This is a genomic window from Nostoc sp. UIC 10607, assembly GCF_047228265.1.
Classification (GTDB): domain Bacteria; phylum Cyanobacteriota; class Cyanobacteriia; order Cyanobacteriales; family Nostocaceae; genus Nostoc; species Nostoc foliaceum_A.
In genome coordinates, this window is the sequence record NZ_JBIQNW010000005.1 from 138,656 (window position 1) to 154,810 (window position 16,155).

A 16,155-nucleotide genomic window follows, 5' to 3' on the forward strand; every position below is an offset into this window, starting at 1 on the left:
CCTGCGTCGCTACCGCTGCGCTAACGTAATTCGTAATTAAGAATTCAATTACGAATTACGAATTACGAATTAGTTAACTTCCCTTTTTTTCTTGTCGTTCTTTGAGTTTCAGCATGATTTCTGCATGCATCTCGCGGGTAATTGGGTAAAAATACGTTAAAACTAAGCCACAAAGCAAACAAACGGTAGGTATCGGCCCAACAGCAATGCGAATAGCAAACAATGCCGATTCCGGTTGGATAGGTAGTGGACTTCCGGTTACAGTTTCTTTGAAACCAGATACTTGCAAAGCATTTCCCACTAAAAATAGTCCGAAAGCTAAACCAAATTTTTGTAGCAAAACCATGAAGCCATAAAAAATGCCTTCTCTGCGTTGTCCAGTTTGCAGTTCATCTAATTCAATCACATCTGGAATCATCGACCAGGGAATTAGATAAGCTGTGGATACACCAATACCTGCCATGACAGCCATAAAATACATCAAAACTATTTGACCAGGTTGTAAGAAAAATAGTCCGGCTGCTGCTATTATCCATAAACTCATTCCCAGAAAATAAACAACTTTTTTCCCAATTTTTTTACTCAGCGCCCCCCAGACAAATAGCATTAGGAGGGCAGTTCCTTGGACTGCAATCATCACTGTGGGCACGTCTGATTCTTTAAGACCCATACAATTGACTACAAAATAGGGAATAATGCTGGCTGTCACCTGCACACCTAGCCAAGAAAAAAGATATATACCAATAACAAATAAAAAAGGTCGGTTGCTAAAGACAATTTTTAGCTGTTCAAAGAAAGGGAGAGATGCGGGTTCCTCGACTTGGATGCGTTTGGCCTCAAAAGCCAAGATGCGATCGCGGACTCCAAAAACGCACCAATATAATCCTAAAATCGAAATTACAGTACAAACTGTTGCTAAGACAAGAAATTGTTGTTGGCGATCGCTAATTTGAGAAAAAACAATTTGCGTTAAAATCAACGACAGAATACTGCCGCCAATGGAAAATGTAAAACGATAGCTGTTAAGGCTAGTGCGTTCATCGTAATCTTGAGTTAGTTCAGGAGTCATTGCCGTATAAGGCAAATTCACAACCGTGTAGAATGCCTGAGATATCACCCCAATCGCTACGTAGTACCAGAACAGCGGCCAAATATTCTCACTCTGATTTGCGCTAAATTGCGGTACAATCCACTGCAAGAAGAAGAAAATCCCAAAGGGAATAGCCCCATAAAACATCCAAGGAAGACGACGACCCCAACGACGAGATTTCGTTTTATCAGTCAGGAACCCGACAACCGGATCATTTACCCCATCCCAGATTTTGCCAATCATCAAAATACTGCCAGCTAAACCCGCAGGGATACCAGCGACATTCGTGAAGAAAACCAGCAGAAAAAAGACGGAGATATTTGCAGTAATTGCTGGCCCTAAATCTCCTGCACCGTAAGCCAGCTTTGTTTTCAAGTCAAGTTTTTCACTGAGAGGATCTCGTTGGGCATCGCCATCAGCGACAGAATCTTTCATAATAACTTACGCTCATATTAAAATAAAAAGTTTGCGTCACCGATAGCGAAGCGGTAGCGAGTACTCCAGCGTCCGCAGGAGCGTCACAGCCCGTCCGTCCGTCGTAGACATCGCCTTCAATACTAGCCATCTACCACTCCCCTGAGACTTATGCCAGACCTTTATGTTTCTTGGTCAGATTATCACCAAAAAATTGAACAACTGGCTATTCAGATTTATGAATCCGGTTGGGAATTCAACCAGATTATCTGTCTTGCTAGAGGAGGACTACGAGTTGGAGATATTCTCTCCCGTATATACCAGCAACCACTGGCAATTTTAGCAACCTCATCTTACAGTGGCCCTGGTAAGCAAGAAAGAAGTAATTTAATTTTCTCTCACCACTTGACGATGACCGCCGAAAAGTTAGGTTCGCGCATTCTCCTAGTTGATGACTTAGTAGATTCTGGGGTAACACTCCAGCAGACTATACCTTGGCTCAAGCAAAATACTGATTTTCCCATTGAGGAAATTCGCACCGCCGTTCTTTGGTATAAAGCCTGTTCAGTTATAGCACCCAATTATTATGTTGATTATTTAGCTGAAAACCCCTGGATTCATCAACCTTTTGAACACTACGAGCAGATGAACCTCGCAGAACTTGCGGGTAAGGTAAATCAACCGTGTTGATAAATATATACACAAAGTTAATTTCACAGCCACTCATGCTCGACCAGATTCCTTAATATACAATTTTTGTAAAGTATTGGTCGCTTTTTAGATTTTAGCGATCGCTCGTCAAATAGTTGAAAACCGACCGTAATTTAGGCGAAACTAGAGGTGGTGGCAGAAAAAGTAAAATCACCCTCGGATAATTAAAAATGAAATCAGCAGACGAACGCGAACAATTAATTAAAGATATCAACGTATTACTAAACCAAGCTTATGACAGTACTTTAGATGAGATTTACGCATTACTTCAAAAAATAGAAGATGAAGAGGAAGAGGAAGATTTAAAAGCCTATGAGCTTGCAAAAAAATCTGCTGATATTGATGGCTCAGTGTCATGGGAGGAAGCTAAAAAAGAACTAAAACGAGAAATAAAAAAGGAAGTTGCGTGAGTTATAAAGTTGAAATCTTAAAGGGAGCATTAAAACAAGTTAAAAAATTATCGCCAGAACTTCAAGAATGCATACAAGTTAAAATTGATGATCTAGCAATAGAACCCCGTCCTAACGGAGTAAAAAAGCTAAAAGGTAAAGAAAATGCTTATAGGATTAGACTAGGTGAGTATCGAGTTATATACGATATTTTCGATGATATTCTAGTGGTGAATGTTGTAGAAGTTGGACATCGTAGCAAGGTTTATAACGATAAAAGTTAGGACTAATGAATTTGTAATTAATTTTTAATTAATTCTTGATGATTTTAGGTACTTTGAGTGCTTGTTTGTCAATTATTTATGCTTACTAAGGAAGAATAAAACCCCTTTTCTCGCGGTAGCACACCTTACTAACTACAAAATTAAATGATTTGTTGTCATTATTGGCGGTAAAAATATAAATAGTGGAACCTAACAATTTAAGTCCCCAAACTTAGGACTCCACCACCCTTTTTGGGTACTGAAATAAGCTACATCTTTATGTTTGGTATCCTTACGGGATTGTGCGTTAGAACATCGCAACATTGTCTTACTTTGCCCCTCTTTGATGTAACTGTACTCCTCTAGAGGTTTCTTACATACTGGGCAGGGATATGCCGTCATCTTTACGGGAGGCTTTTGTTGATTCTCAGCCTGGACTGCTTTAGTTTGTGGTGGCTGCCAAGTTTTGTTAAAGTCGCTCCAAAACAGCACGACATCACAGCCTTTTGTGCATTTGAGGAAATATTTCTTTTTAACCTTAGTACTCGGAATTTTGGCGAGAAAACTTTTGCATTCAGGGCATCGCGTTTTGGAAGTTTCATATTTGCGATCGCTTATCACATTAGCTTTTACTATTGAGGAACTTGGAACTATAGTTTTAGCTTTGGAAAGCGCTGGTACAAAGTAATTCTGATTCCAACTAGTTAAATAATGCTGCCAAGAGTTTTTTCCTTCAGAAATTGCATCAAGGGCATCTTCCATTTTCGCTGTGAATTCAGCCTCAAGTAAATCCGGCAGTGCTTTGAGCAAAAACGCATCAACTTCTAACCCTAACGCTGTAGGCTGAAGATGGTCTTTTTTCAACTCGACATAATTGCGTTTTTTTAAAGTAGCAACAGTAGGAGCATAAGTACTTGGGCGACCAATTCCTTTACGTTCCATCAGTTGCACTAATTTGGGTTCACTATAACGCGGCGGTGGCTGGGTCTGCTTCTGCTCATGTCCAGCATTCTCCAGTTTTAATGCTTGTCCCTGTTGTAATGAAGGTAAAATACTATCCTTGCTGAGATTATTCCAGTAGCGGGCATAACCGTAAAATTCAATTACTTGCCCTCTAGCTGACCACAGTAGAGAACCAGACTGAGTAATCACCAAAGTTTTACGCAATTGAGCAGCACGACACTGAGAGGCAATTGACCGTTTCCAGATCATCACATACAGATTAAACTCATCATCAGGAAGTTCTAAACGCAACTGAACTGAGGGACGAAATACATCCGTTGGGCGAATCGCCTCATGTGCTTCTTGAGCCGATTTGCTACTGCGATGCTTGGCGACTTGCTGCGGTACATTCTGCGGATCATTTTGCTCTAACCATTTACGGGCGCTGGCACAAAATTCTGGACTCAGCATTACTGAGTCTGTTCGCATATATGTGATAAGCCCTGCCTCATACAGCTTTTGAGCAACAACCATAGTTTTGTCGGGAGCAAACCTCAGCTTTGAACCGGCTGCTTGCTGAAGGCTGGAAGTTGTAAATGGTGGAGGTGGCTGGCGATTAACGATTTTTCCTTCAAAATGAATCACTTGATGAGGATGCCGCTGTGCTTCTTCAACTAAACGTGTCGCCTCTGCTTCGGAAAGAACACGCTTAGACTCTAGTGTTTCTGGACTATTACCCACTTTCGCGTCATCGTGAGTTTCAGTTTCTTGGTCTGCTGCATCTTTTGCAGAATCAACCGTACCTTTGTAAAAAGCCCGAAATCCTTCCGCATAATCTACCCAGACACTCCAGTAATCTTGGGGGACAAAAGCCAGAATTTCGTTTTCTCGCTGACAAATCAGATGTAACGTCGCGCTTTGGACTCTGCCAACACTCTTAGCGCCGTTATTCAATGCCCAAACTAGAGGGCTACCTTTATAACCTACCAACTTATCTAGGCAATCTCGGCACAGCCCAGCACCGATTAAATTTTGGTCTAGCTTTCTAGGATTAGCGATCGCACTTTGTACCGCCGATGCTGTAATCTCAGTATAAATTACTCGTTTCGGTTCCCTTAAACCCAGCGTTTCTTTAAGATGCCAAGCGATTGTTTCGCCTTCCCGGTCTGGGTCAGTTGCTAAGACAACTTCATCAACTTGCTTCACCGCAGACTTGAGCTTCTGAATTGTTTCTTTCGCTCGTTGGTCACGTGGAACGTAATTGCACTTTACATTACTGCCGTCCATGACAAAGCCCAAGGAATCGTCCCCTTCATTGCTGAGTTCTCGGATGTGGCCACAACTGGCTAGAACTTTCCAATCCGAACCTAGAATTTGACTGAGTTTTTTGACTTTTCCCGGAGATTCCACCACAAGGAGGCGTTTGATCATAGCAACTCCGTTTTCGATGCTCTATGTTGAATACTTTGTAACAACAAGTAATTCCATAGTATATTTTAGTATATATGTATCATCTATAGAACTCATGTTTAATTTTTGAAAAAATTTCGTATAACTCAAAGAGGCTTCTTGACTGTTGCCTTCTTAAGCAAATAATTTCAGAAATTGAATCGGATTGTTATAGTGCTTTTATTACTTTTAAATTGAAGCGTAAAAAACCCGGCTTCTCTATGAAAACCGGGTTTTTAAGTAATTGTTAATTTATTTCTGGGCAGTACAACAGGGCAATAAAGGCTTGTTTACAACTTCTTTAATGTCTACTGAATTTAACAAATCTTCCCAATATTTCTGAACTTCGGGATCATTAGGACGCTGGCTGCGTAAATTAGCTAAAATTCTCAAAGCATCTTCCCAAAATCCGGCTGTTGCAAATAAAACTGCACGATCCAAGTCTGTGTTTGGTTGGTTTAGCTGAAGAGATAGGTTTTCATCTTGCGATCGCACAATTGTACCTTGTACATACGAGTCTTTGTCGCGGTTACTCGGGTCACAAATCATCGCAAAAGTCCAGTTATACTCTTTACCGATTTGTAAAGATGGCTGATTAACAGGTAAATTTACACTAACAATACCATTCTGCCCAACAGGTTTGAAAGTTCCCTTATACAATGGGTCAACGCTATCATCATCCTGCAAAACAAATTCTAGTGCTTGCACTGTTGTCGAGGTTTGAGGAATGTAGAAATAGAATGTGGGACGCTCTGCTGTGGTTCGTTGAGCTTCTTTATCTGTTGGTGTCAGGGGAATAATATATTGTCCAGTTTGAAAGCAACTTCCTCGTGTTCCTGCTGACCTGACCCTACCAGGTCTACCTGGAACAAAGGCGATACGATTTCTAGCGTTACCCCGTTTAATATAACCTGTTACATTTCTAATTGCAGCAGTAGCATACCTATCTCCAGGACGTAGGCGTTCTGCTTGCTGAAAATATCCTAAAGCTTTTCTGTAGTTTCTTCGTTTGGTTTCATTATAGCCACTTACCATATATTGGGTGTAAGCAGATTTAGCTTGTGCCAGTTGGTAAACTGACTCTGTTGCCAAAACTTGAGTAGTCCTTACAGACTCAAAGGGGAGAAATGCTAAAGCAGCAAGCAGATAGCTTGCCCAAAATCTATATTTCATGATGTTTATGTCCACTTGTAGTACATTGTTTGGGTATATATAATACAATACCCTAAGCTTTACAGTGGCAAGACTTTGTGTGTGCTAGTTTTTGCGAAGGCTGAGGTCGCCTTCTGAATTTTTTCCAACAAAATTCCCGACTTCTTAAAAAAGTCGGGAATCTGAGCCTTTGAATTTTCACTAGTCTAAAGTCGATAGACTGTTGGCTTTTATCTATTCCCTAATGAGGTACAGCCAATTGTTCATCGGCTACCTGAACATGATCAGCAACAATTTTGCGGAATAAATCGCCTTCAATTGTCTCCTGTTCTGCTAGCAAATCTACTAAACGTTCCAAAACTATGCGGTTTTCTTCCAATAGTTCTTTGGCTTTGATGTAGGAATTGTTAACAATTTCGCGCACTTGCGAATCAATTTTGGCGGCAATTTCCTCAGAATAGTCTGATTTATTCATCCAGTCGCGTCCTAAAAATACCTCTGCACTCTGATTTTCTAGTGACAATGGGCCTAATTCTGACATCCCGAAGCGTGTTACCATCTGCCGCGCCATCCCTGTCACCTGTTGCAAGTCATTGCTTGCACCTGTGGTCACTTCTGGCTTCCCAAAAACGATTTCCTCGGCGGCGCGACCACCCAAGGTAGCAGTAATCCTGGATTTGAGTTGGGAACGGGAAATTAACCCCTGTTCTTCGTTGGGAGTAAACCAAGTTAATCCTAGTGCTTGTCCTCGTGGAATTAATGTAACTTTCTGCACAGGGTCATGGTTTTTGAGCAATGTGCCTACTAAAGCGTGTCCAACTTCATGATAGGCAATCAAGCGTTTGCTCTTGCTGTCTACTAAGGCGGTACCTTCCATACCTGCAACAACTCGATCTACAGCAGCATCAATTTCTAAAAGGGTGACAGCTTCTTTGCGTCTCCTCGCAGTGAGAATGGCGGCTTCGTTGAGTAAGTTGGCTAAGTCTGCGCCAGTAAATCCAGGAGTGCGGCGAGCGATCGCTTCTAATGATACGCTAGGATCGATTTTCTTATTCCGGGCGTGGACTTTCAAAATTTCTAGTCGCCCTTTCAGATCCGGTGCATCCACCATCACTTGTCTGTCAAAGCGTCCCGGTCTGAGCAGTGCTGCATCTAAGACATCTGGACGGTTAGTGGCAGCAATAATAATGATGCCTGTGTTACCTTCAAAACCATCCATTTCGGTGAGGAGTTGGTTGAGGGTTTGTTCGCGCTCGTCGTTACCGCCACCGATCCCAGCACCCCGTTGTCTACCTACTGCGTCAATTTCATCGATAAATATTAGGCAAGGAGCATTATCTTTGGCTTTCTTGAAGAGGTCGCGCACGCGAGATGCACCCACACCAACAAACATTTCCACAAATTCCGAACCGGAAATACTGAAGAATGGTACACCTGCTTCACCTGCGATCGCTTTTGCAAGTAAAGTTTTACCAGTACCAGGAGGGCCAATTAACAGCACGCCTTTGGGAATCCGTGCGCCTACAGCAGTAAATCTTTCTGGCTGTTTCAGAAAAGTAACAACTTCTTCGAGTTCTTCTTTCGCTTCTTCAACCCCGGCTACATCTTCAAATTTCACTCCAGTTTTTGCTTCCATTTGGAAGCGAGCTTTGGATTTGCCAAAATTCATTGCTTGGCTAGAAGCATTAGTAGAGCGCCGCAGGAATAATAGCATTAAAGCCACCAGTGGCAAAATCCACATCAGATTGATCAACAGCCCAACAGCAGCTCGACTGTTAGCAGAGGAAACCTCGCCAAAATCAACATTCTTATCTTTGAGAATGTTAATCAACTCTGTGTTTTGTGCCAGAAGTCTCACCTGTTGCGGTGGTGTATTCTCCTTTTGCCCCTTGAGATAAACTCTTGCTAGCTGTTCGGTTTCGTCAAGCTCTACTTTTTGGATTTCTCCCGCCTTCGCTTTCTTGATCAAGTCACCATAATTTAGAGCAGTGCTCTCTGCTTTTTGTGCCAATACGGGAGAAGCCGAGAACATTCCTGGCAACATAATCAAACTAGCTGCGATTGCACCAACCCAAGCAACACGCTTTGATGACTGCCTTTTTATCAATGCTTTTTTTCCCAAATTTGTCATAATAATTACCTTTTGTCTGGTGGCACAAGTTGAGCTATGGTTTTATGCCTATTCTTCTAGCAAAAATTGTAATAACTGGAAATTACACTTTTCTTATCTAGTCTAACTTCCACACAAAAGCATTCCCAAGTTTCTTCCGGCTATCACATCAAGTTGAGCAAACTGGATAATTATTCTGGCTCCTGACTGTAGATATTAATTTGACACATTCTGACACAAATCGCTAAGATAAGCATAATCATAACGATTCCGCTTTTCAAAAAAATCTGGTGATGGTAGCTAGTTAATAGTTTGTTGCTTAATTATGGTGAGAATTGTTGGCATTGGTGGTAGTTTAAGACCCAACTCCTATACCCAGCTTGCTTTACTTTTAGCAGTGCAAAGGGTAGAAGCCCTCGGTGCAGAGGTGGAAATTCTTGATTTAAGGCAGTTGCATTTACCGTTTTGTACTGGCGCAAAGGAGTATCCAGAGTATCCAGATGTTCAGCGGTTGCAAGATACAGTCAGTCGCGCCGATGGGTTAATTTTAGCGACACCTGAGTATCATGGTGGTGTTAGTGGTGTCCTGAAAAATGCCCTGGATTTGATGAGTTTTGAGCAACTGTCTGATAAAGTGACAGGACTAATTAGTGTTTTGGGTGGTCAGTCTAATAGTAATGCTTTAAATGACCTAAGGTTAATTGTCCGTTGGGTACATGGTTGGGTGATTCCAGAACAAATTGCGATCGGACAAGCTTGGGGTGCTTTCAGTCCTGAGGGCAAACTAGTAGATGAGAAGCTCTCTCAAAGATTTGATCAATTTGCTCAAAGTTTAGTTGATAACACTCGCAAGCTGCGGGGCGTAAATTAGTTGTAGGGTGGGCATAGCTATGCCCACCCTACAAAACTAAAACTAATCAGTGATGATTAGAATCCTCGTGCATTCACGCCGAGGATTACATTAATTAATTAATGATGATGGTGGTGGTGATGATGATCCCCAGCAAGTTGGGGATTAACTGCCAAAGTTTGCTCTGACAACAACTCTGCAATATGAGCATCAGCCCATTGGGCAGCCATTGCCATAAATTCTGGATGATCGTTGACGCAAGCCATTTGCACGTAGTTCGTACCAGGATGCTGTTTTTCCAAAGCATGGATGATATGGTGTACATCCAATAAAGTTTCGTGGTTTTCTGTGGCAAAGCCAATTGGCATAAAAATTACCACTTTTGCACCTAATTGAATCAGGTTATTTGCAGCCTGTTCTGCATTTGGTTGTGTCCAATCAATTAAGGGCGTGTCATGGTTGAGCCAACCCACCGAGATTAAAGGATAGCGGTTAATCAACTTATCTCGTACCAAATCGTACATTGCTTCACTTTCGGCAATTCCAGAAGTGAAGCCTTTAGCTTTATGGGGACAGCCGTGGTTCATTAGGACAATGCCGATTTGAGAAGGTAGATAAGCTGCTGCTAATTCAGCAATTTTCTCCTCAACCAGATGAGCCATTAAATCAATGTAAGCTGGTTCATTGAAGAAAGAAGGAATGTAGCGCTGTGCTTTAACCCAGTGTTCTTCACCATCAGCCAACTCAACGAGAGCGTTGTTAACTTGCTCGATCGCAATCCCACTGGTAAAGATAGAATCAACAACCAGCAGTGGGTAAATTAGCAGCTTATCGAAGCCTTGGTTTTTGATTTCTGCTAAAACTTGATTAGGAAGAAAAGGGGCGCAGAAGTTGAAAGCCTTGAAAACTTGGACACTCTCACCCCATTTTTCTTGTAATTGCTTTTCGATACCAGCCCGTTGCTGTTCAAAGATGGCATTGTGTGGGGAGATAAAATCGTGATGTGTGTGTCCCCACTCATGGCGGTCAAATAGCGCCAAGAGTTTTGCCAGAGGGGGATAGATCCAGGTTGGCACCGGTGCGAATTTTGCTGTCAGTAGATTTAAAGCCTGTTCGTTATAGTTGGCGAAATCTTCGTAGCTTTCGACTTCGCCGTAGCCCATAAGCAGTACGGCTACACGGTCTTTACCTGATAGATGCTCGTGGGTGTGTTGTACTTTTTCCGGCGTGGCAACCACAATGAGTTCCTCAATATAACCAGAGTGCAGAGAAATATAAAGTTAGGGAATAGCTTACACATTTTCCCTACTCTACTAGTAACTTATTATCCCATCCAGGGGGATAGGATAGGTGAGAAAATCAAAATAATACATCAAAAGACATACTACGAGTATTACGGCATACTGAGCAATTCTCATCTAGTGATGCCGATTCCCATTGTGGTCTTGGGTAGGAAAAATTGAACATTAACGTAGAAGTTGCTTAATCAAAGGACTTAAAGTCTGGAAAACTCAAGTTTGTTGGGCTTGACGATATCAGGTGTTGTTTGAATTTTGACATATTATAGTAGGACTTACACACAGGTAACGGAAAACGAACCACAGAGGACGCAGAGGTCACAGAGAAATGAGAGTTTTAGAGGGTTTTTGCATAAGTTCTAATATGTTTTAAATGTTCAAAAAGCTGAAAAACTCAGTTTTATCTCAAGTCCAATTCCCATTGCCTGATTTATGTCAGGGTTAACAATTAATAAATCCCTGTAGTAATTTTAAGTTATTAATAATTGTGAAAGCTGCTAACCCAATAGACAGATGAGTATAATTATTTGCCCTGGAATCCATGAACCAGAATTAACTGAAAGCTTTAGATTCGGATTGTTAGATTTAGTTTCTAATAGCACAATCGGTCATAAATCAGCAAATATACTGGTATTTCCGAGTCAGGATTTATTGGTTTTATCAGCATTTCATATCTTGCAGTTTTTGCGCGATCGCTTGGGCGATCAGCTAAAATCGCCAATTATATTCATTAGCTTTAGTGCTGGCGTAGTCGGGGCAATAGGGGCAGCGCATTTGTGGCAACTCTTAGGTGGTCGTGTCAAAGCATTTATTGCTATAGATGGATGGGGAGTGCCACTACAGGGTAATTTTCCTATTCATCGGATGAGTCATGATTATTTCACCCATTGGAGTTCGTGTTTGCTAGGTAGTGGGCAAAATAACTTTTATGCAGATCCGGCAGTTGATCATTTGTCCATGTGGCGATGTCTAACGACAAGCCACTCTGCGTCTACCCCCCAAACTGTACAGGGTTGGTGGGTAGATTCATCCATTGGAATTTCTCCACCCAAGGGTCATCTGACAGCAGCTGAATTTTTGCATATGCTGTTAAAGCACTATGAAGCAAATTAGTCCGGACAACAGAATTAGGAGTTAGGAGTTAGAAAGTTAGGAGTGGAGAAGGGAACAGGTTACAGGTGATCGTCAATAAAAACTATCTCCTATCCCCTATCCACCATCCCATATCTCCTATCCCCTGCCCCATCTACCCTAATCACTATCCCAAAGTATCTAATGTTTCCAACAGAACCGGCTGCTGTTAATAACGGGTTTGGCGCACTGCTAAAAAACCGTGGTTTTATGCTCCTGTGGATTGGGCAACTGGTGTCCCAGTTAGCAGATAAGATCTTCTTCGTTTTGATGATTGCTCTGCTGGAGAACTACTCTCCACCTGCTGGGTTGGCACAAAACTCAATGTACTCAACTTTGATGCTGGCCTTTACAATACCAGCGATTTTGTTTGGTTCTGCTGGTGGTATCTTTGTTGACCGCTTGCCAAAAAAGCTGATTATGGTCGGCTCAGATGTCGTGCGTGGGCTGTTAACCCTGTGTCTTCCCTTTTTGCCAAGGGAATTCTTAATTCTGTTAATTTTAACTTTTGCCATTTCTTCAGTGACGCAGTTTTTTGCACCCGCAGAGCAAGCTGCTATTCCCCTGTTGGTAAAGCGAGAAAATTTGTTGGCAGCCAATGCACTCTTTAGTAGCACGATGATGGGAGCTTTAATTGTTGGCTTTGCAATCGGAGAGCCGATTTTGAGTTTGTCGAAAAACTTGATGGGAGCAGAATACGGCCAAGAGCTTGTGGTTGGGGGATTATATATATTATCGGCTGTGATCATGCAGCCGATTAAGTTTAAAGAAGACAACCCCCACGGGGAAGGCTGGGCATCAAACCACCCTTGGGCCGAATTCACCGCCAGCTTGCGCTATCTCAAGAAAAACCGTTTGATATTGAATGCCATGCTGCAAGTGACAACCTTATATTGCGTGTTTGCAGCCTTAACGGTGCTGACAATTCAATTAGCCGAGGAGTTTGGTCTTAAAGAAAAACAGTTTGGCTTTTTCTTAGCAGCAGCCGGGGTGGGTATGGTATTTGGTGCGGCGATTTTAGGTCATTGGGGTGATAAATTGCATCACAAGCCCTTACCTTTGATTGGATTTTTGATGATGGCACTAGTTTTAGGAGTCTTCACTTTTACGCACAACTTATTAGTGGCACTAGGACTCTGTGCATTTTTGGGTGTAGGTGCTTCCCTAATTGGCGTACCCATGCAGACTTTAATTCAACAGCAAACACCACCTACCATGCATGGTAAAGTATTTGGCTTCCAAAATCATGCTGTTAACATTGCTCTGGCGTTACCCCTGGCAATTACTGGGCCATTAACTGATGCTCTCGGCTTGCGAACTGTGCTTGTAGGAATGAGTATTGTTGTCGTAGTTGTCGGTGTTTGGGCTTGGCAAAATACCCGCCGAGTCTTGCAAGACGTAATTTAATTAATGTAGGCTAATAGTCTAGGTTTATATTTAATATAAAAATTAATAAGATTTTGATTGAAGTTTTCAATTAAAATGAAATCTTAACTACAGAATTCAGCATTAACTTTAGCTATAGTCTGAGGTTTGACCGTGCGATCGCTTTCCCAAATCAGTCTCCCACAAACCGAGAATCACAAACAGTCTCGTACTTCTAGCCCGCCAGTCGTGCCCAAACGTGCATCTGGCGGTTTTGCTCTGCTTGACAGCCTTCATCGCCACGGCGTTGATTATATTTTTGGTTATCCTGGTGGGGCAATTCTACCAATTTACGACGACCTGTATAAGGTGGAAGCAACTGGTGCTATGAAGCACATTCTCGTGAGACACGAACAAGGCGCAGCCCACGCCGCCGATGGTTACGCCCGTGCCACAGGGAAAGTAGGGGTATGCTTTGGGACTTCTGGCCCAGGAGCAACTAACTTGGTAACAGGGATCGCCACCGCCTACATGGATTCAATCCCGATGATTGTGGTTACGGGACAGGTAGCACGGCCGTCGATTGGTACAGATGCTTTTCAAGAAACCGATATTTACGGGATTACGCTACCGATCGTCAAGCACTCCTATGTAGTGCGTGACCCCAAAGATATGGCGCGAATTGTCGCTGAAGCCTTCCACATCGCTAGTACTGGGCGTCCAGGGCCAGTTTTGATTGATGTCCCCAAAGATGTAGCTTTAGAAGAATTTGACTATGTGCCTGTAAAACCAGGTTCAGTAAAATTGCGTGGTTATCGTCCCACGGTGAAGGGAAATCCCCGGCAAATTCATGCCGCGATTCAGTTGATTACTGAAAGTCGCCGTCCTCTACTGTATGTCGGTGGTGGTGCGATCGCAGCTGGCGCTCATGAAGAAATCAAACAGCTAGCTGAATTATTCAATATCCCTGTCACCACAACCTTAATGGGGATCGGTGCCTTTGACGAACATCATCCCTTAGCTTTGGGAATGTTGGGGATGCACGGCACAGCTTACGCTAACTTCGCCGTTAGTGATTGTGACTTGCTGATTTGCGTTGGCGCTAGATTTGACGATCGCGTTACAGGCAAGTTAGACGAATTCGCCTCCCGCGCCAAAGTAATTCACATCGACATCGATCCCGCAGAAGTCGGCAAAAACCGCGTACCCGAAGTGCCCATCGTTGGCGATGTGCGGAATGTGTTAGTAGACTTATTGCGTCGCTGCAAAGAAACAGGCGTTAAGGCTACACCTAATCAAAACCAAGAGTGGTTAAATCTAGTCAACCGTTGGCGCGAAGAGTATCCTCTCATAGTGCCGCACCATCCTGACAGCATTTCACCCCAAGAAGTAATTGTAGAAGTCAATAGCCAAGCACCCAACGCTTTCTACACCACAGATGTCGGACAACATCAAATGTGGGCGGCACAATTCCTGAAGAATGGCCCAAGACGCTGGATTTCTAGTGCTGGTTTGGGAACGATGGGTTTTGGCTTACCTGCGGCAATGGGCGCGAAAGTGGCCTTTCCTGATGAAGAAGTCATTTGTATCAGCGGCGATGCTAGTTTCCAAATGTGTTTGCAGGAACTCGGAACACTTGCACAATATGGAATAAATGTCAAGACAATTATTATCAATAACGGCTGGCAAGGGATGGTGCGCCAGTGGCAGCAAGCCTTCTATGGTGAGCGTTACTCATGCTCCAACATGGAAGTAGGGATGCCAGATGTAGAGTTATTGGCAAAAGCTTATGGCATTAAAGGCATGGTAATTAGCGATCGCAGTCAATTAAAAGATGCGATCGCTGAAATGCTGGCGCACAAAGGCCCGGTGATTGTGAATGTCCACGTCACCAGAGACGAAAACTGCTATCCAATGGTAGCCCCTGGTAAAAGCAACGCTCAAATGGTCGGTTTGCAGAAACAACCGCCGAAAGCCGCAGCCGAGCCAGTGTATTGTAGCAACTGCAATGCCAAAAATGCTCCTACCCATAACTTCTGTGCTGAGTGTGGGACGAAGCTGTAACGCTTTTTGATAATTTAGACCAGAGAGGTAGGGGAGCAAGGAGAAGGGGAGGGTTAGGGTGGGGTAAAATCCTGGTTAATCAGCTATTTCAGACTTGTGTGTACACCGTATCTTTTTAGGCTACGCAGCGTACACAAGTAATAAAAACCTCTATCGCTCAAGACAACTTAACCGTTTTTATACGCAGATTAATATATTCTCTGCGTATTTTTTATGAAAAAAAGATTCATCCCAATGTATATTTCTGCATTTTTTTGGGAATCATAAATCGAGGAAGCATGATAAACCGCAAAATATGACTTCCTGAAATATCACGTAACTTTTAGAGGATAATTATGTCTAAACGCAAGTTGCCCAAAGGCCGTAGTGTTAGTTCAGTTGCTCTAGAACCAGAAGTTGCGATCGCAATCCTTGGACTTTTTTCCGCTGCGGCTGATGGTGAAGGTATTTCTTCCACAGAAGAATATGCTTTAAGTGAATTTCTCGGTCGGGTTGACTTATTTGAAGATTACTCTGAAGAAGACTTTGAAGAATTGACCGAAAAAGTCGTCAGCTTGATTGAAGAAGAAGAACCAGAAGATTTAATCGCCCAATCCATCGAATCCTTACCCAATAGAGGTTATCGTGAAGCTGCATACATCACAGCTATCTTAGTTGTGGGGATTGACGAAGAAGTACCCGAAGCTGAACAAGATTATATCTCTGAACTTCAAGAAGCCTTAAAAATTTCAGACGAACGCGCACAAGAACTTATAGATGCAGTGTTCGGAGAGGAAGAAGAGGAAGAAGAAGAAGAAGAGGAGTAATCTTTATTGAATTGCAACCTCAGTCATCTACCATCTTTAATTTGGGGTTGCTAATTTAAAGTATGAAATAATTTTGTTTGAGTTAAGTTGTTCAGATTCCCGACGTCATGAAGAAGTTGGG

General features: G+C 42.6%; 13 protein-coding genes. 8 read left to right on the forward strand and 5 right to left on the reverse strand.

Going from position 1 to position 16,155, the window contains the following annotated elements:
• Positions 1-73 precede the first annotated feature (73 nt).
• Positions 74-1,525 carry an MFS transporter gene (locus ACEYW6_RS06800; RefSeq protein WP_412979119.1) on the reverse strand — a complete coding sequence of 484 codons (1,452 nt, stop codon included), beginning with the start codon at positions 1,523-1,525 and terminating at the stop codon, positions 74-76.
• Between the two features lie 150 nt (positions 1,526-1,675).
• Between ACEYW6_RS06800 and ACEYW6_RS06805 the strand changes: the two genes are divergently transcribed.
• The 3 genes from ACEYW6_RS06805 to ACEYW6_RS06815 all read left to right on the forward strand — a co-directional run bounded on the left by ACEYW6_RS06805 (position 1,676) and on the right by ACEYW6_RS06815 (position 2,888).
• A complete protein-coding gene (locus tag ACEYW6_RS06805; RefSeq protein ID WP_412979120.1) occupies positions 1,676-2,194 on the forward strand; it encodes a phosphoribosyltransferase in 519 nt (172 codons plus the stop codon).
• 191 nt (positions 2,195-2,385) lie between these two features.
• A complete protein-coding gene (locus ACEYW6_RS06810; RefSeq protein ID WP_412979121.1) occupies positions 2,386-2,625 on the forward strand; it encodes a hypothetical protein in 240 nt (79 codons plus the stop codon).
• Positions 2,622-2,888 (forward strand): type II toxin-antitoxin system RelE family toxin, encoded by a 267-nt coding sequence (locus ACEYW6_RS06815; protein WP_412979122.1) that lies wholly within the window; start codon positions 2,622-2,624, stop codon positions 2,886-2,888. Before ACEYW6_RS06810 ends, ACEYW6_RS06815 begins: the two co-directional genes overlap by 4 nt.
• Before the next feature lie 189 nt (positions 2,889-3,077).
• Here the strand turns inward: ACEYW6_RS06815 and topA are convergent, their stop codons facing one another.
• The 3 genes from topA to ftsH form a co-directional block, all read right to left on the reverse strand.
• Entirely contained in the window at positions 3,078-5,240 is a 2,163-nt protein-coding gene (topA, locus tag ACEYW6_RS06820) for a type I DNA topoisomerase (protein WP_412979123.1), read from the reverse strand.
• 270 nt (positions 5,241-5,510) lie between these two features.
• Complete coding sequence (locus ACEYW6_RS06825; RefSeq protein WP_412979124.1) at positions 5,511-6,431, reverse strand: DUF928 domain-containing protein; 921 nt, start codon at positions 6,429-6,431, stop codon at positions 5,511-5,513.
• Positions 6,432-6,651: 220 nt separating this feature from the next.
• A complete protein-coding gene (ftsH, locus tag ACEYW6_RS06830) occupies positions 6,652-8,541 on the reverse strand; it encodes an ATP-dependent zinc metalloprotease FtsH (protein ID WP_412979125.1) in 1,890 nt (629 codons plus the stop codon).
• Positions 8,542-8,845: 304 nt separating this feature from the next.
• Here ftsH and ACEYW6_RS06835 point away from each other — a divergent pair, with 304 nt between their 5' ends.
• Positions 8,846-9,391, forward strand: coding sequence for an NADPH-dependent FMN reductase (locus ACEYW6_RS06835; RefSeq protein ID WP_190893840.1), 546 nt, complete (start codon positions 8,846-8,848; stop codon positions 9,389-9,391).
• A 98-nt stretch (positions 9,392-9,489) separates the two neighbouring features.
• Here ACEYW6_RS06835 and ACEYW6_RS06840 read toward each other — a convergent pair whose 3' ends face one another.
• Entirely contained in the window at positions 9,490-10,608 is a 1,119-nt protein-coding gene (locus ACEYW6_RS06840; RefSeq protein ID WP_412979126.1) for a ferrochelatase, read from the reverse strand.
• Positions 10,609-11,181: 573 nt separating this feature from the next.
• Between ACEYW6_RS06840 and ACEYW6_RS06845 the strand changes: the two genes are divergently transcribed.
• The 4 genes from ACEYW6_RS06845 (at position 11,182) to ACEYW6_RS06860 (ending at position 16,034) form a co-directional block, all read left to right on the forward strand.
• Positions 11,182-11,781, forward strand: coding sequence for a hypothetical protein (locus tag ACEYW6_RS06845; protein WP_412979127.1), 600 nt, complete (start codon positions 11,182-11,184; stop codon positions 11,779-11,781).
• 162 nt (positions 11,782-11,943) lie between these two features.
• Positions 11,944-13,206 carry an MFS transporter gene (locus tag ACEYW6_RS06850; protein ID WP_190893837.1) on the forward strand — a complete coding sequence of 421 codons (1,263 nt, stop codon included), beginning with the start codon at positions 11,944-11,946 and terminating at the stop codon, positions 13,204-13,206.
• Positions 13,207-13,338: 132 nt separating this feature from the next.
• Complete coding sequence (ilvB, locus tag ACEYW6_RS06855; RefSeq protein ID WP_412979128.1) at positions 13,339-15,228, forward strand: biosynthetic-type acetolactate synthase large subunit; 1,890 nt, start codon at positions 13,339-13,341, stop codon at positions 15,226-15,228.
• A 335-nt stretch (positions 15,229-15,563) separates the two neighbouring features.
• Entirely contained in the window at positions 15,564-16,034 is a 471-nt protein-coding gene (locus ACEYW6_RS06860) for a tellurite resistance TerB family protein (protein WP_412979129.1), read from the forward strand.
• Positions 16,035-16,155: the final 121 nt, after the last annotated feature.